A 24,005-nucleotide genomic window follows, 5' to 3' on the forward strand; every position below is an offset into this window, starting at 1 on the left:
TAAGACAAAGGTAATCACTCAACAACGATGCATACCTGATATTAATAATGGCAGGATTATTTCAAGTCGGGTAAGTCGTTGTATAAGCCCTGTTTAATTCCCGCTAATGGAATAAGGTTATTAACCGCAGCGGCATAATTCACTGCGGCGACCCAGCCATCATAATTGGCATTTATTTCAGCCGATTGCGCCTGAAAGACATCTTGCTCGACGGTTAATAGATCATTCAGGCTGCGTTTACCCAATTTATATTCATTTTGGTACACATCTCTCGTTTTGTGCGCACTTTCAGATTGCGCTAACCCAGCCTCTTCACGACCCCGTGCGCCAGTCCAGTTGGCATACGCCACCGACGCTCGTTGAAGCACGTCCAGTTTTGCCTGCTCAACCTGCGAAGCAGAGATTTTTTGTTGCCCTTCGGCCTGTTGCACCTGGGCTGAAACCGCGCCGCCCTGATACAGCGGCGCGTTGACGTTCAGTTGTAACTGATCATCCCAATACGAGCGGTCGCTGGTCTGGTAGCGCGTTTTGCCGCCCTGAATACTGAGCGTAGGCCAGTATTGCGATTTGGTTTTCTCCACGCCGTACTGGGCAGACTGGCGTAAGTTTTCTGCCGCCAGTACCAGCGGGATGGACTGATAGTCGATATTTTTTAGCGACACTGGCTGTTCGGCTAGTGCGGCTGGCGGCGAAGCTATCGCCTCCGGCTGTACGCCTGTGAGCACCGCCAGCTGTGCTTTGGCGCTTGTCATCTGTGCCTGATATTGTTCCAGCGTCGAGCGCATTCCCGCTATACGCGTTTGCGCCTGTAACTCATCGGATGATGAATTAAGCCCGGCGTTGGCGCGTAGTGCGGCCATGTTGTAGACGTTTTCCAGAGAGTGAATGTTACGTTGCGCTGCGTCGCACAAAGCCTGATAACGACTGACTTCCATATAGGTCGTCGCCGTCTTTTCGGCTACGTCGGTTAAGGTTGCCATCAATTTAAAGCGGTAGCTGTCACGAGCGGCAGTTTGCAGTTTGATATCGTTACTGGTTTTACCAAAGTCATACACCAGCTGCGTCAGGGTTATGCCATAAGAAACGTTGTTATCCAGCCTGCCGCTGGAGTCCGTTTGCCGGGAAGGCCCCGCATTACCCGTTAAACCGATGTGCGGATACCAGGCGCTTTTGGCTTCATCGATTTGCGCTTCACCAATACCTATCTGCGCCGCCTGTTGGGTGACGTCGGGGTTTCGCGCAAAGGCACGCAATATGCTTTCCTGTAACGATAAACTGGCAACCGGCGTAACCGCAGGAGCATTGGCCCATTGCGGTAATGGCGCAGCAAGCGCGTCTCCACCCATCACAATAAAACTGATTAAAAATATCAGACCTTTATTTTTACGGTTTTTTAATTGTAATCGCGCCATAGATAAGTCACTTCCTTCCAGGTCATTATTTTAACTGATCTTTATAACCAGCATCATTTTATTTAAGAAGGGTAATAACTTGTGCATCTCTTTTGTTTTTACTTCCCCCATTAAAAGAAATGCAGTGAAAAAGCTTATACGTTATTTATTAAGAATACACTACGACTTTTAGTTTACCATCATCCTCGTTAAGAATAATCCACGATAAGAAGTGATAGAAATCACAGTTTTATCGTCTATATATCTTTTTGGTGTGAATTATTTATTAAAAGCATAAGCAAGGGATTAAATTAATGATAAAAAATAAAAGCGCAGTGCAGAAAGCACTGCGCACAAGAAGGTTTATACCGTTTTATTCCGTTTCATTACCATTGCCACAATAAGGCTTAGTAATAGTGCGCCTATAATCCACATCAGCGCACTGCTGCCCTGGGACCACAGGCTGTAAATAAAACCGATGATCACCAACAACATAACCAGCGTGCCAACGATGAGGATTGGCAACGAGGCGTGGATATCATAACGCAGGCGGATAGCGACCATAAACACCGCCAGGTAACAGACCAAAAAAGTGGCACTGGCGACGCTGGCGAGCGAGCCTAAATTCAACGCCGCCGTCATCAGCATGATCAACACCACCACGATGATGTTGCCCCATGTGCTCTGCCGCCACAGGGATTTATTCATTAGCTTCGGCAGTTCATGCTCGCTGCCCATGTTGTCCATGATATTAAATACCGCGAACAGGTTAGCGTTAATGGCTGAAGCCGTCGCCAGTAAAGCGCCGATCACCACAATCACATACCCCACATGCCCGAGCAGTGGAGAAGCGGCCTGCGCTACCGCGGTATCGGCATATTTTTCTAACTCTAATGCCGAAACATCGCTAAGCAGTACCAGCGCTAGTGCGATGTAAAGCAGCGTAGTAACGCCAATCGCCACCAGAAACGCCCGTGGCATAATGACCGCCGGATCTTTCACTTTATCCGCTGCGTTCGCCATCATGCCAAAGCCCGCGTAGGCAAGGAAGGTAATCCCGATACAAGAGAAGAACGCGCCGGAAGTGGGGGGCGCGGAGACAGAAATGTGCGCAGGTTGTAGCGACCAGACACCCGCAATGATCAACAACAACAGGATCATCATTTTGATGCCAACAAGGATAACTTCCAGTCGACCTACCGCGTGGTTGCTTAAAGAGTTGAAGAGAGTCATCAGCGCAATGATAGCCAGCGCGTACAGCAAAATAAGATGCTCATCCTGGCTGCCTTCATGCAGAAACTGCACGGCATAAGCACCAAATGCGCGGGCAACCATAGCAATACTCACCGCCAGCGTCATCAGGTAAAGCAAGGATAATGCCAGTGAAAAGACGCCGTTCCCTAATCCCCGGCGAAAGAAGTCAATAATCCCGCCATTACTGGGATAACTCGCCCCAAGTCGCGCATAGGCATAACCGGAAAACATCGCCACTATGCCGCCAAAGGCAAAAGCGACCCAGGTTGAGGCTTCCATTAACAACGCCGCCTGCCCCAGCAGGGCAAAGATCCCTGCCCCCACCATTGCCCCGATGCCAATGGAAACGACGTTCCATAGCCCGAGGGGTTTGTTACCGTTATCACCTTCCGCGTTCATCATGATCAGCCCTTAAACACGTTATAGCCGAGTTGGTTAGCAACAGATGCCACCATTTTCTGACCCCGAACACTATTACCGTCTTCATCCAGCGGCGGGGAGAACGCGGCAATCCCCATCACGCCAGGTACTACCGCCAGAATGCCGCCGCCAACGCCGCTTTTTCCTGGCAAACCAACGCGATACGCCCAGTCACCGGAGCGACCATACAGCCCTTCCATCATCATTTCGGCCAGAATGTATGGCACGTTGTCGGCCTGCAGAATGCGTTTTTGACTTAGCGGATTAACACCGCCCGCCGCCAGCGTCGCGCCAAGCGTCGCCAGTTCCACGGTATTGATGAGCGTGGAACATTGGCGAGTGTAGACATCACAGGCTTCCATCGCATCGCAATAGAGATATCCGGCGGAGTACAGCAGCCAGGCAATAGCGCGGTTATGGAAGTTGGTTGTTTGTTCCGACTGGTTGACTTCGTCAGAGAGCGCGACTTGTTCTCCTGCAAGCTGTTGTTGAATATGTAAAATTCGCTGCCAGCGTTGTTCTGCATTCTCGGTTTTAATCAGACTGACGGCGGCGATAGCCCCCGCATTAACCAGCGGTGATAACGGTTTGCCACCATGAAGTTCTAAGGCAATGACCGAGTTAAAGGGAAGTCCGGTGGGATCTGCGCCAATTTTATCCTGTACAGCCTTCGGGCCGACATCTTCTAACGCGAGGGCTAGCGTACAGACTTTGGAGATGGATTCCAGCGCAAAGCGGTAATCACTGTCACCGGCACTATAGATATTGCCATCGCAGGTTACGATAGCGACGCTCGCCAGTTGGCTGGGGACATTCGCCAGAAAGGGGATGTAGTCGGCGTTTTGTCCGCCGCTAAGTGAGTGAAATTGGGTATACGCCTGATCCACTGCTTGTTGTAATTTGTTTGCATCTAACATCTTTTGTTAACTCCTTTTTATAGATGCGGGAGGTATTTCCTCACCCCGATGCCAGTTTTCAGGCATCCTGATTTAACTTAGCACCCGTACTTTAGATAAAGGAAAACAAAGAGATAAATGTCTAATTCTGATGCTAATTGCGCCAATTTTTTAATCTCTGCCGACTTTTCATTTCGCTGATAAATAATTTCTTGACCTTCCCCTTGCTGGAAGGTTTACCCTTTATCACAGTCAGTCAACACTGTCTTAAAGGAGTACGTTATGTCACAAACTATCGACCTGACCCTGGACGGCCTGTCCTGCGGTCACTGCGTTAAACGCGTGAAAGAAAGTCTCGAACAGCGCCCGGACGTTGAGCAGGCGGATGTGTCTGTCACTGAAGCACACGTTACCGGCACTGCCAGTGCAGAACAGCTGATCGAAACCATCAAACAAGCGGGTTATGACGCATCTGTAAGCCACCCAAAGGCTAAACCGCTGGCGGAGTCATCAATCCCGTCGGAAGCACTGACAGCGGTTTCTGATGAGCTTCCGGCAGCGACCGCCGATGACGATGACAGCCAGCAGTTGCTGCTGAGCGGCATGAGCTGCGCCAGCTGTGTCACCCGCGTACAAAATGCGCTGCAAAGCGTACCGGGCGTCACCCAGGCACGGGTAAACCTGGCGGAGCGTACTGCGCTGGTGATGGGCAGTGCCTCCCCACAAGATTTAGTCCAGGCGGTGGAGAAAGCAGGTTACGGCGCAGAGGCAATTGAAGATGACGCTAAACGTCGTGAGCGCCAGCAAGAAACCGCCATCGCTACAATGAAGCGCTTCCGCTGGCAGGCGATTGTCGCCCTGGCGGTGGGTATCCCGGTGATGGTCTGGGGGATGATCGGCGATAACATGATGGTTACCGCCGACAACCGCAGCCTGTGGCTGGTTATCGGCCTGATAACGCTGGCGGTGATGGTTTTCGCGGGCGGACATTTTTACCGCAGCGCATGGAAAAGCCTGCGCAACGGTGCGGCGACGATGGATACGCTGGTGGCGCTGGGTACGGGCGTGGCGTGGCTCTATTCGATGAGCGTCAACCTGTGGCCGCAGTGGTTCCCGATGGAAGCACGACATCTTTATTACGAAGCCAGCGCGATGATTATCGGTCTGATCAATCTCGGTCATATGCTGGAAGCGCGCGCACGTCAGCGTTCTTCAAAGGCGCTGGAGAAATTACTCGATTTAACCCCGCCGACGGCGCGACTGGTTACTGACGAAGGTGAAAAAAGCGTGCCGCTGGCGGAAGTTCAGCCAGGCATGCTACTGCGCCTGACGACGGGCGACCGCGTGCCGGTAGATGGTGAAATTACCCAAGGCGAAGCGTGGCTGGATGAAGCGATGCTGACGGGCGAACCTATCCCGCAGCAAAAGGGCGAAGGCGATAGCGTCCATGCCGGGACAGTGGTTCAGGACGGTAGCGTGCTGTTTCGCGCCAGTGCGGTTGGCAGCCATACCACGCTGTCACGGATTATTCGTATGGTGCGCCAGGCCCAGAGCAGCAAGCCAGAAATCGGCCAGCTGGCGGATAAAATCTCTGCCGTATTTGTGCCTGTAGTGGTGGTTATTGCGCTGATCAGTGCGGCAATCTGGTATTTCTTTGGTCCGGCACCGCAGATTGTCTATACCCTGGTGATCGCCACCACGGTGCTGATTATCGCCTGTCCGTGTGCGCTGGGGCTGGCGACGCCGATGTCGATTATTTCCGGCGTCGGGCGGGCGGCTGAGTTTGGTGTGCTGGTGCGGGACGCCGACGCACTGCAACGCGCCAGTACGCTTGATACCGTCGTGTTCGATAAAACCGGGACGCTGACCGAAGGGAAGCCGCAGGTTGTCGCGGTAAAAACATTTGCTGATGTTGATGAAGCGCAGGCACTGCGTCTGGCGGCGGCGCTGGAGCAAGGTTCCAGCCATCCGCTGGCACGAGCGATCCTCGATAAAGCAGGCGATATGCAGCTACCGCAGGTCAACGGTTTCCGCACATTGCGCGGGCTGGGCGTGAGCGGTGAAGCAGAAGGTCATGCGTTATTGCTGGGTAATCAGGCGTTGCTAAATGACCAGCAAGTCGATACTAAAGCGATTGAAGCAGATATTTCAGCTCAGGCATCGCAAGGCGCAACGCCTGTGCTGCTGGCGGTTGACGGGAAAGCGGTGGCCTTACTGGCAGTACGCGATCCGTTGCGTAATGATAGCGTGGCGGCGCTGCAACGTCTGCATAAAGCGGGATATCGTCTGGTGATGTTGACCGGGGATAACCCAACCACCGCCAAAGCAATCGCCAAAGAAGCTGGAATTGATGAAGTGATTGCCGGGGTGCTGCCGGACGGTAAAGCCGAAGCGATCAAACGTCTGCAAAGTGAAGGACGTCAGGTGGCAATGGTGGGCGACGGCATTAACGACGCGCCAGCGCTGGCCCAGGCGGATGTCGGTATTGCGATGGGGGGCGGCAGTGATGTTGCCATTGAAACCGCGGCGATTACCCTGATGCGCCATAGCCTGATGGGTGTTGCGGATGCGCTCGCGATTTCCCGTGCAACGCTGCGCAACATGAAGCAGAACCTGCTCGGCGCGTTTATCTACAATAGTATCGGTATTCCGGTCGCCGCCGGTATTTTGTGGCCGTTCACCGGAACACTGCTTAACCCGGTAGTTGCCGGAGCGGCAATGGCGCTCTCGTCGATTACCGTAGTGAGTAACGCCAACCGGTTGCTGCGGTTTAAACCGAAGGAATGATTGGTATTTACTTAATGCGTTTGTGAGATCCAGTTCTTGTTGCGCTCCTTTTATGAGTAATGCCATATAAAGTGACTGGCGCAGGGAGCGCGCAGGGGGCGGCCAATCGCCGCCGCCCCCTGCACCCCCGGGCTCTGGCGAACAAAATCGCCGCTGCGCGGTACCCTCAGCTTATCCCTTGCGGCTACCGGGTCGGGCGCGAGGTAACATCCCTGTAAAACGCGCCCTCAGCCCACATCCATGTGGGCTGCCCCGGCCTTCAGGGAACGCCTCGGCGATTTTGACGCCACCAACACCCGTGCAGTCTTTCGTTTCAAAGCAAAAACAATTTTTCGATCATATTTAAGCTACCACTGAACAAGCCTCATAACTCTATTTGCGCCATCCCTCCCCGCGCGCTAGCATGATATTTCACAAAGGGAGGTCGTATGGATCTGTTGTACCGGGTAAAAACGCTTTGGGCCGCGCTGCGCGGTAATCATTACACCTGGCCTGCCATCGATATAACCCTCCCCGGCAATCGCCATTTTCATCTGATTGGCAGTATTCATATGGGGAGTCACGATATGGCTCCCCTGCCCCCCCGTTTGCTCAAAAAGCTCAAAAACGCCGATGCGCTGATCGTCGAGGCGGATGTTTCCACCAGCGATACCCCATTCGCCAATTTGCCCGCCTGCGAGGCGCTGGAAGAGCGTATCAGCGAGGAGCAATTGCAAAACCTGCAACATATCAGCCAGGAGATGGGCATTTCCCCTTCGCTGTTTTCTACCCAACCGTTGTGGCAAATCGCGATGGTTCTCCAGGCGACGCAGGCGCAAAAGCTGGGGCTGCGGGCAGAATACGGTATCGATTACCAGCTATTGCAGGCGGCGAAGCAACAACATAAACCCGTGATTGAACTGGAAGGGGCAGAAAACCAGATTGCCATGTTGCTCCAGCTTCCCGACAAAGGACAGGCGCTGCTGGACGATACGCTGACCCACTGGCATACCAACGCACGGTTGCTGCAACAAATGATGAGCTGGTGGCTGAATGCACCGCCACAAAATAATGAAATAACACTGCCCAATACGTTCAGTCAGTCGCTGTACGATGTCCTGATGCACCAGAGAAATCTCGCCTGGCGGGATAAACTGCATGCCATGCCGCCAGGGCGCTATGTGGTCGCGGTCGGTGCTTTACATCTGTATGGAGAAGGAAATTTGCCGCAAATGTTGCGCTAAAAAAATGGCCAATATCGCTATTGGCCCGTCAAAGAGGAATTTCATATTTTTATTATTATGCCGTCGCTTTAAACGACGGTGTAAGTCGATTGTCGCTCAATCTCACCATCCTGCCAATACTCTTAGGCAAGATGGCACTTTTTTTTGGACCACCATCAGGCGTATGCTTGCTTCGTTTTTTTGTTTAAGGCAGGAAAATTACGATGACACCGGCAGTTAAATTACTCGAAAAAAACAAAATTTCTTTTCAGGTTCATACCTACGAACACGATCCGGCAGAAACCAATTTTGGCGATGAAGTCGTCAAAAAATTAGGTTTGAATCCGGATCAGGTCTACAAAACGCTGCTGGTCGCAGTGAATGGCGATATGAAACACCTTGCCGTGGCCGTCACGCCAGTCGCAGGTCAATTAGATCTCAAAAAAGTAGCAAAGGCGCTGGGTGCCAAGAAAGTAGAGATGGCCGATCCGATGGTCGCGCAGCGTTCAACGGGATATCTGGTTGGGGGAATTAGCCCATTAGGGCAGAAAAAACGTCTGCCGACGATTATCGACGCCCCCGCACAAGAATTTGCCACTATTTATGTTTCCGGCGGTAAACGCGGGCTGGATATCGAACTGGCGGCAGGCGACTTGGCGAAGATCCTCGATGCTAAATTTGCTGATATCGCCCGTCGCGATTAAGCATTGTGCCGGATGTGAGCATCCGGCACTTTCAGATTACTGCCAGCTCACCTCACCTTTCGGTTCATAGACACTCACATCCAGCGGCGAGTTTTTCTGGATATACGCTTTCAGCACTTCGGCATCAATAAAGCCGGTATTCACATAGCCCGGTTTGTTATCAAGGTGCGGGTAACCATCACCGCCAGTAGCATTAAAGTTTAATGTTGCCATGCGGTAGGTTTTTGCCGGATCGACCGGTTCGCCTTTGATTTTCAGGTCGTTGAGTTTGCCGTCTTTCGCCACAAAGCTGACGTTGGCAAATTGCGGGTAGGCACCGGAATCCGGCTTCATCTGCGCGACGGCAGTCAGATAATCAATCGCCTCTTTACCGGTCATGTCGGCATACACCACCACATTGCCGAACGGCTGCACTTTCAGCACGTTTTTATAGCTGATATTGCCTGCCTCGATAGAATCACGAATCCCGCCTCCGCTCATCACCGCAAAGTCAGCACCAGTACGATCCATTTGGGCTGCCAGAATCAACCGCCCCATATTGGTCTGTACAAAACGCACTTTGTCACGATCGCCTTCCAGACGACCGTTGGTTTCGCCTATTTTCACTTCCAGCTGCGCTTTGCCTTTGTTCTGGAACGGCGATAACAGCGAGATCATTTGCTGGTTTTCAGCTATTTCAGGGGTGTACAGCACACGCTCGCTTTTCCCGTCTTCCCAGGTGACTTTTTTCTTCAGGTTCACCGGAATCAGCTGGTAGTTGACCATTTTCATTTCGCCGTTGCGAAACTCAAAGTCGGCCCGACCAACGTACTTGCCCCACTCATGCGCTTGTACAATCCAGATGCCGTTTTGTTGATCCGGTTTGCATGGCGTACCAGGAACGTAATCTACCTGCTTTTTATTTTCCGCAGCCATACAGACTGGATCTTGCGAATGTCCGCCGACAATCATCGCCAGCGATCCGGCCGGCAAACTGCGCGCCATCTCTACATCCCCCGGCGCGTTAGAACCGTGCTCACCGTTGTCGTAATGCCCCATATGGGTCGCCGCGATAATAATGTCCGGCTTTTCTGTCTGTTGCAGCTCCTGGATCACCAGTTTGGCTTCGTCGGCAGGTTTACGGAATTCAATGTCGGTGAAGTTTTCTGGGTTACCTAACTTCGCTGTTTCATCAGTTGTTAAACCGATAACGGCGATTTTCAAATCCTGGCGCTTAAACAGCGCCCAGGGTTTAAACAGGCGCTCGCCGGTACTTTTTTGATAGATATTGGCAGAGAGCAACGGGAACTTTGCCCACTTTTCCTGCTGGCGTAATACGGTGAGCGGGTTATCAAATTCATGATTGCCAATCGCCATTGCATCATAGCCCACCAGATTCATGCCGCGAAAATCTGGCTCTGCGTCCTGCAAATCGGATTCCGGCACACCGGTATTAATGTCGCCACCAGAAAGTAGCAGCACGCTCCCGCCTTCAGCAGCGACCTCTTTACGAATACCGTCCACCAGCGTTTTTTGTGCCGCCAGACCGTATTCGCCATATTCATTGCGCCAGAAATGACCGTGATGGTCGTTGGTATGCAGAACCGTAATTTTATAGGTTTTATCCTGCTCATAGGCCAACGCAGTTTCACTCGCCAGTGACAATGTGGTTAACAGTGCTAATGCCACACCCCGCTGCAATAATTTCATACTTCTCTCCCTGACCAGATAATAACGTGTTGAAAATTAGTATGACGCGACATCATAGACAAGTCTGCGTTCGGTTACGATAAATCTACATCCAGATTGGAAATTCTGTTTTCCACATTGAGACTTCCTTCAATCAGCGCATACAGGTATGTTAGTCGGGTAATAATCACAAATAAGATCATTCTTTACATCGCAACCCTAAAAAAGTGACTTTCCTATGGCAATGAGTGAACAAACCCAGCCTGTGGCGGGCGCGGCTGCATCGACCACTAAGGCTCGCACATCGTTTGGCATTTTAGGCGCTATCAGCCTTTCGCATCTGCTGAACGACATGATCCAATCGCTGATTCTGGCGATTTATCCGCTCTTACAGTCAGAGTTTTCCCTGACGTTTATGCAGATTGGGCTGATAACCCTCACCTTCCAGCTCGCCTCTTCGCTGCTGCAACCGGTCGTCGGCTACTGGACAGATAAATACCCAATGCCGTGGTCGTTGCCAATTGGCATGTGCTTTACCTTAAGCGGCCTGGTATTGCTGGCTCTGGCGGGCAGTTTTGGCTCGGTGTTGCTGGCGGCGGCGCTGGTCGGTACCGGTTCGTCGGTCTTTCATCCGGAATCTTCCCGCGTGGCACGTATGGCGTCAGGCGGACGTCATGGTCTGGCGCAATCCATCTTCCAGGTCGGCGGTAACTTTGGCAGTTCGTTGGGGCCTTTGCTGGCGGCGGTGCTCATCGCCCCCTATGGCAAAGGCAACGTTGCATGGTTTGTACTGGCGGCACTGCTGGCAATCGTGGTGTTGGCGCAAATCAGCCGCTGGTACTCTGCGCAGCACCGAATGAGTAAAGGCAAGCCGAAAGCGCCAATAATCAATCCGCTGCCACGAAATAAGGTCGTGCTGGCTGTTTGCGTACTGTTAGTGCTGATTTTCTCGAAATATTTCTATATGGCGAGCATCAGCAGCTATTACACCTTTTATCTGATGGAAAAATTCGGATTATCCATCCAGAATGCCCAACTTCATCTGTTTGCCTTCCTGTTTGCCGTTGCGGCGGGGACGGTGATTGGCGGGCCTGTTGGCGATAAGATTGGTCGAAAATATGTGATTTGGGGCTCTATCCTCGGCGTTGCGCCTTTTACGCTTATTTTACCGTACGCAAGCCTGCACTGGACGGGGGTTTTGACGGTGATTATTGGATTTATCCTCGCCTCTGCGTTTTCTGCCATTCTGGTTTATGCGCAAGAGCTGTTGCCGGGGCGTATCGGCATGGTTTCCGGGCTCTTTTTCGGTTTTGCTTTTGGCATGGGTGGCCTTGGAGCCGCAGTTCTGGGGCTTATCGCTGACCATACCAGTATCGAGTTAGTTTATAAAATCTGTGCTTTCCTGCCACTTCTTGGCATGTTGACCATATTCTTACCTGATAATCGGCATAAATCCTGAATTCCCGGCAGCCAAAGGTAAACTTTGGCTGCTTCATTTTGCAGTAACCATAAGCCTTTCCTCTTCATACACCTCATCACTTTTCCGATCCGTGCCTTTTTTGCGGCTAATTCCATTTTTCTGCAAAATTCAATAATTATTCATAAACATAATCTATGAAATTGTCATAAACTATTACCTGTAATTTTGGTTTTCCCGGCCAAAATATGGACAACCACCACCAGGAAAAGGAGACGGAATGCATCACGCCACCCCGCTTATCACCACAATTGTTGGCGGCCTTGTGCTTGCCTTTATCCTCGGCATGCTGGCCAATAAACTGCGTATTTCTCCTCTGGTGGGATATCTGTTAGCGGGTGTGCTGGCAGGCCCCTTTACCCCAGGTTTTGTTGCCGATACAAAACTTGCGCCTGAACTGGCGGAACTGGGCGTTATTTTGCTGATGTTCGGCGTCGGTTTGCATTTTTCGCTCAAGGATTTGATGGCGGTAAAGTCCATCGCCATTCCCGGCGCGGTCGCCCAGATAGCCGTGGCGACACTGCTGGGTATGGCTCTTTCTGCCGTGATCGGCTGGTCGTTAATGACCGGCATCGTGTTCGGTTTGTGTCTTTCCACCGCCAGTACCGTGGTGCTGCTGCGCGCACTTGAAGAACGGCAGTTGATAGACAGCCAGCGAGGGCAAATCGCCATTGGCTGGCTGATTGTGGAAGACCTGGTGATGGTCCTGACGCTGGTGTTGCTGCCAGCGGTAGCCGGAATGCTGGAACAGGGCGATGTGGGCTTTGCGACGCTGGCGCTGGATATGAGTATCACCATCGGCAAAGTCGTCGCGTTTATTGCCATTATGATGTTGGTAGGTCGCCGTCTGGTGCCGTGGATTATGGCACGTAGCGCGGCAACGGGTTCGCGTGAGCTGTTTACCCTGTCGGTGCTGGCGCTGGCGTTAGGGATTGCTTTTGGCGCGGTGGAGCTGTTTGACGTCTCCTTTGCACTCGGCGCGTTCTTTGCCGGGATGGTGCTGAATGAGTCCGAACTTAGCCACCGTGCCGCCCACGATACACTGCCATTACGTGATGCGTTTGCAGTGTTGTTCTTCGTCTCTGTCGGGATGCTGTTTGATCCGTTAATTCTGATTCAGCAACCGCTGGCGGTGCTGGCGACGCTGGCAATTATTCTGTTTGGTAAATCGGTCGCGGCCCTGTTCCTTGTGCGTTTGTTTGGTCACTCCCAGCGCACGGCGTTAACCATCGCCGCCAGCCTGGCGCAGATTGGTGAGTTCGCCTTTATTCTGGCAGGTCTGGGGATGGCGCTGAATCTGCTGCCGCAGGCCGGGCAAAACCTGGTGCTGGCGGGGGCGATTTTGTCGATTATGCTCAACCCGGTGCTGTTCGCGCTGCTGGAGAAATACCTGGCGAAAACCGAAACGCTGGAAGAGCAGACGCTGGAGGAAGCTATCGAAGAAGAGAAGCAGATTCCGGTTGATATCTGCAACCATGCGCTGCTGGTAGGTTATGGTCGTGTGGGCAGCCTGCTGGGGGAGAAATTGCTCGCGTCTGATATTCCTTTAGTGGTGATTGAGACGTCACGTACTCGTGTCGACGAACTGCGTGAGCGCGGAGTCCGGGCGGTATTAGGCAACGCGGCTAACGAAGAGATCATGCAACTGGCGCATCTGGAATGCGCAAAATGGCTGATCCTGACGATTCCCAACGGTTACGAAGCAGGCGAGATTGTGGCGTCTGCTCGCGCGAAAAACCCGGATATTGAGATTATCGCCCGCGCCCATTATGACGACGAGGTGGCATATATCACCGAACGTGGCGCAAATCAGGTGGTGATGGGCGAGCGTGAAATTGCCCGCACCATGCTGGAACTGCTGGAAACGCCACCGGCAGGTGAAGTGGTGACGGGGTAAACGGTGGTTGCCGGATAATAAGCGCGGATATGTAGGCCTGATAAGACGCGGCCAGCGTCGCATCAGGCATCGAGCGCAAAATGCAGGACGATTACCCCGCGTTGGGAGTAATCAATTCCGAGGCCTGGTCCCATGAAATGAAGCCATCTTCCCACCAGGTACGATCAAGCTGCCCTTTATCTGGCTGAATATTTGCAGCATCTTCCTGAAAATAGCGGCAGGCTCGTTCCCGGGCCTGCTTTGCCAGTTCTGCAGTGGTATAAATGCCGAGGAAAGCGTAATCATCGGCCTCATCATCACGGATATGCCACAGGCTGTAAACCATCGCCCCGACGGGATCGTCTGCCTGTGTAACGGGAAAATCTCCCCAGAGATCCTGGTTAAGGATGCATTCAATAAACTGAAAATTTTCCGGGTAATCCACAAACCCTGGCTTATTTTCCACGTCTTTTTTGGCCTGCAAGGCCAGTTCATAACAGGTGTAAATGCCGATACCTTTCATATCGCCAAAATGCGTATGTTGCAGATACCAAACCTTTTGCATCCTATACATCCATGTCAGAAGTAAAAAAAGACGCCGGTACTGGCTGCCAACGCCCGGCGTGTTTGTATTAGCAAAATATTGAGGAATGAATTTTCAGGATGGGTGATGAGCGTTTGCTCAATAAGCGCAGCAATGTGCTTAAGCTTACGTATATCCGTGACAAGCTCATCTTCAAAATCATCGATACAGATATATAAAGTGGCGTTGAGCAAGGTAATCATGTCAGTTTCAGCTAATGCCCGTTCGTCGGCGGCGTTTAACACTACCTCAAACAGATCGCCTGGCTTACAGCAATCATAATCAAGACGTTCCATTGCCTGTTTCGTAAGTGGCACAGAAATACATTTCATCTTGCTGCTTTCCCTGGATAAACAGCATTGCCGGATGCGATGCTGGCGCATCTTATCCGGCCTACGGGTGCGATTTAGTTACATCCGATAACTTAACGATCCCAGTAAGATTCTTCCAGGCTGTCTTCACGCTCCGGCAGCCCGCGCGTTAAGCGTGGAGAATGCTGGTTCAGTACCTGATAGCTCACACGGTTGGCGTATTTACACACCTGCGCTAATGACGAATACGTCAACCAGGTGAATTTATGCTTGCTGGAATTTGGTACGTTGCTACGGTGATAACTGTTAGCGGTAATGTCATGCAACAGCGCCGCCAGCGCCCCATCTCCGGCACCGTTGGTGTTCATGATTTTTTCTGGCCCGCCCATGTACGGCGCAATGTGCGAATAGACGCGCAGCGGATTCTGGCAATCCTTGTGGCGCATGGCGCGGCTAAACTCATACTGGTTAAATTCCGCGATAGCGCCCGGCAGCAGCGGATGCTGGGTTTTGCGTTTCGCTTCGTCTTCAGTAAAGCCCGCCATATACAAACCGATTGGCCCGGCGGTGCACAGCACCAGATCCACCCAGTCCAGCGCCTTATCAGACGCCAGCAGCGGATCGCTCTCTCCGGTCAACGCTTCGGCTTCTTCTTCGTTCATCGCAAGGATGGAAACGTGTTCTTTGAGGAATTGCTGCCACCACTGCGGATTCTCGGCGATGACAAATTTAGTCCCCAGCGTCAGCACCACCGGCACGTTATATTTCTTCGCGTACTCAATGGCTTTCATGGTCGCTTCCGGCATCGGTTCGCCCGGCTTGCAGCGCACCAGATATGAGGTGAGTACCAGCGCCGACGCTCCGGCAATCACATCTTCCGGAATGCTTTCTGCCCGTAGCTGGTTCATGTGGCCAGGGCTAATGGCAAAAGTGCGTTCGCCAGACTCACCAATCAGCGTAAAGCAGCGTCCAATCGGGCCGTCTACGCCTTGCAGATAGTTAAGATCGGTACGGCTGGAGGTATTACACAAATAACGATAGGCGTAGCTGCCAATTTCAATATTGCTGCACATCACGCCCAGTAGTACCGAGCGGTCATCCGCCAGTACCGAGTAGTTATGCATGGTGTTACCAATAGTGCCCCCCGCAAACTGATGGGTAATCAGGTTTTTCTCTTTAAGTTCCTGATAGAGTGCTTCGGCAACATCATCTTCAATCACCAGTGAATGCCCGGCGCTTAATCCATAACGCTCAATAAATTCATCATCCACTTTTGCTTCAATATCTACCAACGTCTGGTCGATACCCACCACCCAGGCAGCGCTGGTTTCGTTTTCTGGCTGGATTTGCTGCAACAGCGGATCGCGTGCGTTTACAGGGAAGTAATGTTTGGATTTACGTTTACCGGGAAATTTCATGGTTGTTTTTACGGGTGGTTAACTGAGCGGCGAATGTTAACACAATCTCACGGGAACGCGCGAGATGCAGCCAGTTTCAATATCAGCAGACGAGATCGCATTATCATGGCAGAGCTTCCTTACAATGGCGTAATTTGAAAGGAGTTTTTCTATGAAGATGGAAAACAAATTACCCGCACTGGAACTGATTTCTGCCGAAATGAGGGCCGTTGTTAATACGCTTCAGCCTGATTTACCGCCCTGGCCCGCAGAAGGAACACTTGCCGAGCAGTGTCAGCATTACACGCTCGAGCGGCGATTCTGGAATGCGGGCGCTCCAGAAATGGAAACCAGGGATTACGCAGTTCCGACAAAATATGGACAAGTGGAGGCCCGTTTATTTTGTCCAAATTCAGATAGCCCAGCGACGCTATTTTATCTTCACGGCGGTGGTTTTATTCTCGGCAATCTCGATACTCACGATCGCATCATGCGACTTCTGGCAATCTACACTCAGTGTACGGTGATTGGCATTGATTACACCCTTTCGCCAGAAGCGCGTTTTCCGCAGGCGATAGAGGAAATCGTGGCCGCCTGTTGTCACTTCCACCAGCAGGCGGGCGATTATCAAATTAATATGTCACGTATTGGCTTTGCCGGTGATTCCGCTGGCGCAATGCTGGCGCTCGCCAGCGCCTTGTGGCTGCGGGATAAACAGATCGATTGCGGTAAGGTTGTGGGCGTTTTGCTGTGGTATGGACTTTATGGGTTACGGGATTCCGTGACTCGTCGCCTGCTGGGCGGTGCCTGGGATGGCTTAACGCAACAGGATTTACAGATGTATGAAGAGGCATATTTAGGCAGCGAAGCGGATCGCGAATCGCCGTATTACTGCCTGTTTAATAATGATCTCACTCGAAATGTGCCGCCCTGTTATATCGCCGGAGCGGAGTTCGATCCGCTGCTGGATGACAGTCGCCTGCTTTACCAGACGTTAGCGGCACACCAGCAACCTTGTGAGTTCAAACTCTACTCCGGTACGCTGCACGCCTTTTTGCATTATTCACGGATGATGAAAACCGCCGACGATGCTCTACGCGACGGTGCTCAATTCTTTAGCGATAGGCTGCAACAAGATTAGCCATCATTTCGATATGTTCCGGTGTAGCATTAAGCGCCGGAATATATTCGTATTTTTTCCCGCCAGCGCCGAGGAAGACTTCACGGTTTTGCTCGGCAATCTCTTCCAGCGTCTCCAGACAATCCGCCGCAAAGCCTGGACACATCACCTGAATATGGCCGACACCTTTTTCTCCGAGCATTTTCAACGTTTCATCGGTATAAGGCATCAGCCAGGGTTCCCGACCAAAGCGCGACTGAAAGGTCATCATCACTTTTTCCGGAGCCATCCCCAGTGCGGAAGCCAGTTCGCGAGTCGTTGTGCGGCAACGCTGCGGGTAATCATCACCTTCATCCGCGTAACGCTGAGGAATGCCATGATAAGAGAGCAGCAGCAGATCCGGCTCGCCATGTTTTTCGAAAGAGGTCCGCACGCTGTTCGCCAGCGCATTAATGTAATCGTGGTTATCGGCGTAATCACGAATAAACGAAATCCCCGGAATGCTACGCTTGCGCGCGAGAATGCGTGCAAGTTCATCCCACACAGCGCCAACCGTAGAACAGGAGTATTGCGGATAGAGCGGCAGCACCACAATATGATCAACATGTTCTGCCAGTAGTTCATCGACGGCGCTTTCCAGTGATGGCGAGCCGTAGCTCATGCCCAGCGCCACTGGCGTATCCGGTAAACGTTGTGCCAGCGCCTGCTGTTGCTGGCGGCTGTAAACCATCAGCGGCGAGCCGTCTTCCATCCAGACCGAGGCGTACAGCTTCGCCACGCGCGGTGAGCGCAGCGGCAAAATCACACCACGCAGCAACGGCCACCACAACAGCCGTGAGGTATCAACCACGCGTCTATCGCTTAAAAATTGTTTCAGATAGCGTTTTACCGCTTCAGGAGTGGGGGCATCGGGCGTCCCCAGGTTTGCCAGCAGGATACCGGTTTTAGTCTGACGCATTACCGCCTCTTATCGATTCAACTTGTTGATAATTGTAGCGGAAAAGTGAGGAAGAAGAACTAATTGCTGTGAGAGGCCTGGCCTGAGGAGGATACGCAGACCTGCCCGAGAGCAGATCTGCTGCGGCTTGATTAGCCGAGGATTTTTTCCAGAGCCGCGCGAACTTCAGCAACCGGTTTGGTGCCGTCAACTTTCGCGTATTTGGTGTTACCCGCTTCTGCTTCTTTGGAGTAGTAGCCAATCAGCGGTGCAGTCATCTGATGGTATTCAACCAGACGTTTACGTACGGTTTCTTCCTGATCGTCTTTACGGGTAGTCAGCTCTTCACCGGTTACGTCGTCTTTACCTTCTACTTTCGGCGGATTGAATTTAACGTGATAAACACGACCAGACGGCGCGTGAACGCGGCGACCGACGATACGATCAACGATCAGTTCGTCCGGTACGTCGAATTCCAGAACGTAATCAACGTTGATGCCCGCTTCTTTCATCGCGTCTGCCTGCGGAATGGTACGCGGGAAGCCGTCCAACAGGAAACCATTACGGCAATCTTCCTGAGCAATGCGCTCTTTAACCAGCGCGATCACCAGTTCATCGGTGACCAGTTTGCCAGCGTCCATAATGTCTTTAGCTTGTTTACCCAGCTCGGAGCCAGATTTGACTGCGGCACGCAGCATATCGCCAGTGGAGATTTGCGGAATACCATATTTCTCCATGATGAACTGAGCCTGAGTCCCTTTCCCCGCGCCCGGAGCGCCAAGCAGAATGATACGCATTGCGAAAATCCCCTTAAATTGTGTCGAATTTTTTGAAAAAGCGATAAACGATACCACCAACAGGCGATTGCCTCAAGAAAGGCGCCCGGGGCTGAAACGGTTAATGGTGAGATAATTTGCGGAAAGTGCAGAGGATGAAAAGAAAAATGCCGGATGACACGAAAGTCATCCGGCACCACATTCAGCTGTATGCCGGATAAAATTCATCCGGCATTACATCAGGAAACCAGTAACTGGTTCATACGACGAATAAACAGGTTCGGATCTTCCAGCGTACCGCGTTCTGCCAGCAGCGCCTGATCCAGCAGCAGTTCTACCCACTCGCTGAACTTGGCTTCATCTTCAGTATCTGCAGCACGTTTCACCAGTACGTGATCCGGGTTCAGTTCGAAGATGTATTTCACTTCTGGCACTTTCTGGCCCGCTGCGGCGAACAGTTTAGCCATCTGGGTGCTCATTTCGTCCGCGTCGGTAGAAACAATCGCTGGCGTATCGGTCAGACGGTGAGTCAGACGGACATCTTTCACGCGCTCGCCGAGCAGGGCTTTCACACGGTCGATGAACGGAGTCAGTGCTTTTTCCGCTTCTTTCGCACTTTCATCGACTTCATCAGCCAGTTTTTCCAGCGATTCATCAACTTTAGACACCGACTGGAACGGTTTACCGTCGAACTCAGTCAGATAGTTCATCATCCACTCATCGATGCGGTCGGAAAGCAGCAGAACTTCGATGCCTTTCTTACGCAGCAGTTCCAGGTGCGGGCTGCTCTTCGCCGCCGCATAGCTGTCTGCGGTGATGTAGTAGATTTTCTCCTGCCCTTCTTTCATGCGGGAAACGTAGTCTTCCAGAGACACGGTCTGCGCAGAAGAATCGGTATGGGTAGACGCAAAACGCAGCAGTTTGGCGATCGCTTCCTGGTTAGCGAAATCTTCCGCCGGACCTTCTTTCAGTACCAGGCCAAACTGTTGCCAGAAGGTCTGGTATTTTTCCGCGTCGTCTTTCGCCAGTTTTTCCAGCATTTGCAGCACACGCTTGGTCAGCGCATTGCGCAGGTTACGCGTGACTGTGCTGTCCTGGAGGATTTCACGGGAAACGTTCAGCGGCAGATCGCTGGAGTCAATCAGACCACGCACGAAGCGCAGATAGTTCGGCATGAACTGTTCTGCGTCGTCCATGATGAACACACGCTGGACGTACAGTTTCAGGCCGTGTTTATGATCGCGGTTCCACATATCCCACGGTGCCTGCGACGGGATGTACAGCAGGCTGGTGTACTCCTGCTTACCTTCAACGCGGTTGTGGCTCCAGGTCAGCGGATCGTTAAAGTCGTGGGCGATGTGTTTGTAGAACTCTTTGTACTCTTCATCGGTGATTTCCGACTTGTTACGGGTCCACAGCGCCTGCGCTTTGTTGATTTTCTCCCAGGAGATAACGGTTTCGCCGTCTTTCTCTTCGCGTTTTTCGATCTCTACCGGCAGCGCGATATGGTCGGAGTATTTGCTGATGATGGAACGCACGCGCCAGTCATCGAGGAACTCGTCTTCGCCTTCACGCAGATGCAGGGTGATTTCAGTACCACGATCTTCTTTGGTGATGTCGGCAACGGTGTATTCACCTTCACCAGCCGATTCCCAGAACACGCCGTTTTCTGGTTTTTCGCCCGCCGCACGAGTACGCACGGTCACTTTATCGGCCACGATAAACGCAGAGTAGAAACCAACACCGAACTGACCGATCAGCTGGCTGTCTTTTGCCTGGTCAGAGCCCAGGGATTCGAGGAATGATTTGGTGCCGGATTTAGCGATAGTCCCCAGATGGTCAATCACTTCGTCGCGGGTCATCCCCACGCCGTTATCGGAGATGGTCAGCGTGCGCTTGTCTTTATCGAAAGAAACACGAACGCGCAGTTCGCCGTCACCTTCGTACAGATCCGGGTTAGAGAGCGCGCGGAAACGCAGCTTGTCCGCCGCATCGGAGGCGTTAGAGATAAGCTCACGCAGGAAGATTTCTTTATTGGAATACAGAGAATGGATCATCAGGTGCAGAAGCTGCTTCACTTCTGACTGAAAACCACGAGTTTCTTGTCCTTTCATGTAGGTCTACCTCAATAATGCCATTTTAAGGTTAAAAACAGGATGAGGGGTAAATGGGGACAAGGAAGGATAATTTCAAGCGAGAGCAGGTGATCCTGCTCTCGTTTGCTTAAAAACGAATCTTATGACGCCCGGCAAGGGAGTGTGACAGCGTGGTGCCATCGACCATTTCCAGCTCGCCGCCAACCGGTACGCCATGAGCGATTCGGCTGGCTTCCACGTCATATTGCGCGCAAAGCTCGGCAATGTAGTTAGCGGTGGCTTCACCTTCGACCGTCGGGTTGGTGGCGAGGATCACTTCGGTGATTTTTTCTGCCGCCAGACGCTGTTCCAGGCGATCAAGTCCGATATCATCCGGGCCAATACCGTCCAGCGGTGACAGATGCCCCATCAACACAAAATAACGACCGGAAAACTGCCCCGTCTGCTCAATGGCGTAGATGTCCGCCGGACTCTCCACCACGCAGATTTGACCGTTTTCCTGACGACGCGGATTTGAACAGATGTTACAGACTTCCTGTTCAGTGAAGGTCCGACAATCGGCGCAGTGGCCGATTTCCGACATCGCCCGGGTGAGCGCCTGCGCCAGACGCATCCCGCCGCTACGATCGCGCTGAAGCAGCGTGAACGCCATACGCTGCGCCGACTTCGGGCCAACGCCCGGCAGACAGCGCAGTGCTTCCATAAGCTGTGTTAACAGCGGGCTGGTTTGCATCAGAACGGCATCTTAAAGCCTGGCGGCAGCTGCATTCCGGAGGAAACAGAGGCCATTTTTTCTTTCTGGGTTTCTTCGATGCGACGCGCTGCGTCGTTGAATGCCGCAGCGACCAAATCTTCCAGCATCTCTTTGTCGTCTTCCAGCAGGCTCGGGTCGATCTCTACGCGACGGCAGTTGTGAGCGCCATTGATGGTCACTTTCACCAGACCTGCGCCGGATTCGCCAGTCACTTCCAGCTTCGCGATTTCTTCCTGCATCTGCTGCATTTTTTCTTGCATCTGCTGGGCTTGCTTCATCAGGTTGCCCAGACCGCCTTTACCAAACATAGGTTTCTCTCTCAATCACGTTAAGGATGACGATCGTAAGCAGTGCTTACGATCAAATGGGGCGGATACTTTCTTCATCCAGCTCTGCATCAAAGAATCGACGCAGGGTCTGAATATTATTATCCGCAATAATGGACTCGCGCGCCTGCGCAAGTTTTTCTTCGTATATCGCCTGACGCCACTCCAGCGGCGTACGCACCGCGGGATTATCATCTTCAACGATAGTCAGTTCAACCGTTGAACCTTTTAACGTGCTCAACGCTTCAGCCAGTTTTTGCTGTGCGCCGCGGTTATTCAAATGCCGCTGAGAGGAGCGCAAATGCAGGCATACTGCGTTGTCGCTCTCCTCTTTCCAGGCATTTAACGCCACCTGCTCGACCAGTTTGGGTAGCGATAGTTGGCTCACCTGTGCCGCCCACGGGTCGCGCTCAATGGCTTCTGCCGCCAGCTTCGCCGCCAGTTCCGGCGTTTTTTCATGTTCCAGCGCTTTTTTTAGCGCCTTCGGCGTGGCGACCACTTCTTTTTGCTGCATCACTGGGGTGGTCGCCTTCCAGCGATACGCTTCTTTTTTGGCTGGCGCTTTTTCCAGCGCCGATGGCACAGGACGCGACTGAACGCGATCGGTGACCGAAGCCAGTCTTTCCAGCGCAGCGTTATTCACCGGCCGCGCGCGGGTAGCGGCTGCCGGTTCACTCTTTTTTGCTTTGGTTGCTCCCTGAGCGCGCTGCAGTTGCTGACGCGCCGCCAGCACCTGGCTGGTGGTTTCTGAGAGCGGTACAGTCGGTGCCTGCTGCGGCGCTGGTTGCGGTTGCGGCGGCACCTGGGTTGGCGTCATTACTGCCGTTGGCGCGACGGGCGCAAAGGACTGGCGTGGCACTTCTGGCTCAGGCAGCGGCATACGCGGATGGAACGCCAGCGCGCGCAGCAGTGTCATCTCAACGCCCATGCGGCGATCCGGCGCATACGGTAATTCTTTGCGACCAATCAACAGCGTCTGATAGTAAAGCTGAATATCCGTCGGCGGTATGGTGCGCGCAAGTTCACGCATCCGCAACTCGATGGCGGCCATGTCGTTGCCAAGTGCTGCAGGCGAAAGTTGTACCATCGCAATGCGGTGCAACAGTCCGAGCATTTCCACCAACAACGCTTCCCACTCGATACCACGGGCAGCAGCTTCATTAATCAGCGCCATTACGCGCTCGCCGTTGGCCTCGACCATCGCTTCAACCAGCGACAGCGCCTGATCGTCGTCAAGCGTACCCAGCATCGCGCTTACTGACTGGGTCGAAACCTGGCCGTCGCCGCTGGCAATCGCCTGGTCGGTCAGACTTAAGGCATCTCGCAAACTGCCTTCGGCGGCGCGCGCCAGCAGTTGCAGTGCGCGTGGCTCGTGAGCGATATGTTCTTCGTTGAGGATGTGCTCAAGCTGGTGGCGAATTTGCTCGACATCCAGCGCCTTAAGATGGAATTGCAGACAGCGTGACAAAATCGTCACTGGCAATTTCTGCGGATCGGTCGTCGCCAGCAGGAACTTGACGTGCTCTGGCGGCTCTTCAAGGGTTTTTAACAGTGCGTTAAAGCTGTGACGCGACAGCATATGCACTTCGTCGATCAGATAGACTTTAAAACGACCACGCGCCGGAGCGTACTGAACGTTATCCAGCAGGTCGCGGGTATCTTCAACTTTAGTGCGCGAGGCGGCGTCGATTTCAATCAAATCGACAAAGCGCCCCTGCTCGATTTCACGGCAGTTATCGCATACGCCGCACGGCGTCGCGGTAATGCCGGTTTCGCAGTTTAGCCCCTTCGCCAGCAGTCGGGCGATAGAGGTTTTTCCGACGCCACGGGTGCCGGAAAAAAGATAAGCATGATGAATACGCCCTAACGACAAGCCGTTCGCCAGTGCGGTCAGCACATGTTCCTGGCCGACGACGTCAGCAAAGGTTTGTGGGCGCCATTTTCGGGCTAAGACCTGATAACTCATTGGCAGGCTCTGAAACGCTGGAAGGTGGATTCACGAAGGGGTAATGCTAACACAGCCCCGTCAG

General features: G+C 52.7%; 19 protein-coding genes and 1 other annotated feature. Of the genes, 6 read left to right on the top strand and 13 right to left on the bottom strand.

Annotated features, from left to right (window positions below; all coding sequences use genetic code 11):
• Window positions 1-56 precede the first annotated feature (56 nt).
• From FEK50_RS02160 to glsA, 3 genes are all read right to left on the bottom strand, one after another.
• A complete protein-coding gene (locus FEK50_RS02160; protein WP_130215513.1) occupies window positions 57-1,412 on the bottom strand; it encodes a TolC family outer membrane protein in 1,356 nt (451 codons plus the stop codon).
• A gap of 342 nt (window positions 1,413-1,754) precedes the next feature.
• Window positions 1,755-3,047 carry an APC family permease gene (locus FEK50_RS02165; protein WP_131160995.1) on the bottom strand — a complete coding sequence of 431 codons (1,293 nt, stop codon included), beginning with the start codon at window positions 3,045-3,047 and terminating at the stop codon, window positions 1,755-1,757.
• A gap of 2 nt (window positions 3,048-3,049) precedes the next feature.
• Window positions 3,050-3,982 carry a glutaminase A gene (glsA, locus tag FEK50_RS02170; RefSeq protein ID WP_131160994.1) on the bottom strand — a complete coding sequence of 311 codons (933 nt, stop codon included), beginning with the start codon at window positions 3,980-3,982 and terminating at the stop codon, window positions 3,050-3,052.
• A gap of 261 nt (window positions 3,983-4,243) precedes the next feature.
• On the opposite strand from glsA, the gene copA reads away from it, so the two are divergent.
• From copA to ybaK, 3 genes are all read left to right on the top strand, one after another.
• Window positions 4,244-6,748, top strand: coding sequence for a copper-exporting P-type ATPase CopA (gene copA / locus FEK50_RS02175; RefSeq protein WP_131160993.1), 2,505 nt, complete (start codon window positions 4,244-4,246; stop codon window positions 6,746-6,748).
• A 428-nt stretch (window positions 6,749-7,176) separates the two neighbouring features.
• Entirely contained in the window at window positions 7,177-7,971 is a 795-nt protein-coding gene (locus FEK50_RS02185) for a TraB/GumN family protein (RefSeq protein WP_130206323.1), read from the top strand.
• A 203-nt stretch (window positions 7,972-8,174) separates the two neighbouring features.
• The gene (gene ybaK / locus FEK50_RS02190; RefSeq protein ID WP_130260288.1) at window positions 8,175-8,654 is read left to right on the top strand and encodes a Cys-tRNA(Pro)/Cys-tRNA(Cys) deacylase YbaK; all 480 of its coding nucleotides are present in this window, start codon (window positions 8,175-8,177) and stop codon (window positions 8,652-8,654) included.
• Window positions 8,655-8,690: 36 nt separating this feature from the next.
• Here the strand turns inward: ybaK and ushA are convergent, their stop codons facing one another.
• Complete coding sequence (gene ushA / locus FEK50_RS02195; protein WP_130206319.1) at window positions 8,691-10,343, bottom strand: bifunctional UDP-sugar hydrolase/5'-nucleotidase; 1,653 nt, start codon at window positions 10,341-10,343, stop codon at window positions 8,691-8,693.
• Window positions 10,344-10,560: 217 nt separating this feature from the next.
• Between ushA and fsr the strand changes: the two genes are divergently transcribed.
• Window positions 10,561-11,781 (top strand): fosmidomycin MFS transporter, encoded by a 1,221-nt coding sequence (gene fsr / locus FEK50_RS02200; protein WP_130206317.1) that lies wholly within the window; start codon window positions 10,561-10,563, stop codon window positions 11,779-11,781.
• 238 nt (window positions 11,782-12,019) lie between these two features.
• A complete protein-coding gene (gene ybaL, locus FEK50_RS02205) occupies window positions 12,020-13,696 on the top strand; it encodes a YbaL family putative K(+) efflux transporter (protein WP_130260289.1) in 1,677 nt (558 codons plus the stop codon).
• Between the two features lie 91 nt (window positions 13,697-13,787).
• Here ybaL and FEK50_RS02210 read toward each other — a convergent pair whose 3' ends face one another.
• From FEK50_RS02210 to gsk, 3 genes are all read right to left on the bottom strand, one after another.
• Window positions 13,788-14,240 carry a hypothetical protein gene (locus tag FEK50_RS02210; RefSeq protein WP_131160992.1) on the bottom strand — a complete coding sequence of 151 codons (453 nt, stop codon included), beginning with the start codon at window positions 14,238-14,240 and terminating at the stop codon, window positions 13,788-13,790.
• A 14-nt stretch (window positions 14,241-14,254) separates the two neighbouring features.
• Entirely contained in the window at window positions 14,255-14,554 is a 300-nt protein-coding gene (locus FEK50_RS02215; RefSeq protein WP_240780237.1) for a hypothetical protein, read from the bottom strand.
• 128 nt (window positions 14,555-14,682) lie between these two features.
• On the bottom strand, window positions 14,683-15,987 hold the full coding sequence (gene gsk, locus FEK50_RS02220) for an inosine/guanosine kinase (protein WP_130206313.1): 1,305 nt from the start codon (window positions 15,985-15,987) through the stop codon (window positions 14,683-14,685).
• A 151-nt stretch (window positions 15,988-16,138) separates the two neighbouring features.
• Here gsk and aes point away from each other — a divergent pair, with 151 nt between their 5' ends.
• Complete coding sequence (gene aes / locus FEK50_RS02225; protein ID WP_131160990.1) at window positions 16,139-17,107, top strand: acetyl esterase; 969 nt, start codon at window positions 16,139-16,141, stop codon at window positions 17,105-17,107.
• Here the strand turns inward: aes and hemH are convergent.
• The 6 genes from hemH to dnaX all read right to left on the bottom strand — a co-directional run bounded on the left by hemH (window position 17,082) and on the right by dnaX (window position 23,941).
• Window positions 17,082-18,044 (bottom strand): ferrochelatase, encoded by a 963-nt coding sequence (gene hemH, locus FEK50_RS02230; RefSeq protein ID WP_131160989.1) that lies wholly within the window; start codon window positions 18,042-18,044, stop codon window positions 17,082-17,084. The genes aes and hemH overlap by 26 nt on opposite strands.
• 131 nt (window positions 18,045-18,175) lie before the next feature.
• Entirely contained in the window at window positions 18,176-18,820 is a 645-nt protein-coding gene (gene adk, locus FEK50_RS02235; RefSeq protein ID WP_001313630.1) for an adenylate kinase, read from the bottom strand.
• 218 nt (window positions 18,821-19,038) lie between these two features.
• On the bottom strand, window positions 19,039-20,913 hold the full coding sequence (gene htpG, locus FEK50_RS02240; RefSeq protein ID WP_000678201.1) for a molecular chaperone HtpG: 1,875 nt from the start codon (window positions 20,911-20,913) through the stop codon (window positions 19,039-19,041).
• Between the two features lie 109 nt (window positions 20,914-21,022).
• A complete protein-coding gene (recR, locus tag FEK50_RS02245) occupies window positions 21,023-21,628 on the bottom strand; it encodes a recombination mediator RecR (RefSeq protein WP_130206305.1) in 606 nt (201 codons plus the stop codon).
• On the bottom strand, window positions 21,628-21,957 hold the full coding sequence (locus tag FEK50_RS02250; RefSeq protein ID WP_001515903.1) for a YbaB/EbfC family nucleoid-associated protein: 330 nt from the start codon (window positions 21,955-21,957) through the stop codon (window positions 21,628-21,630). Before FEK50_RS02250 ends, recR begins: the two co-directional genes overlap by 1 nt.
• Window positions 21,958-22,009: 52 nt before the next feature.
• A complete protein-coding gene (gene dnaX / locus FEK50_RS02255; RefSeq protein WP_130206303.1) occupies window positions 22,010-23,941 on the bottom strand; it encodes a DNA polymerase III subunit gamma/tau in 1,932 nt (643 codons plus the stop codon).
• Window positions 22,613-22,677 (bottom strand) — a sequence feature (DnaX frameshifting element). (Overlaps the previous gene by 65 nt.)
• Window positions 23,942-24,005: the final 64 nt, after the last annotated feature.

Source organism: Escherichia sp. E2586, from assembly GCF_005781105.1.
Taxonomy (GTDB): Bacteria; Pseudomonadota; Gammaproteobacteria; order Enterobacterales; family Enterobacteriaceae; genus Escherichia.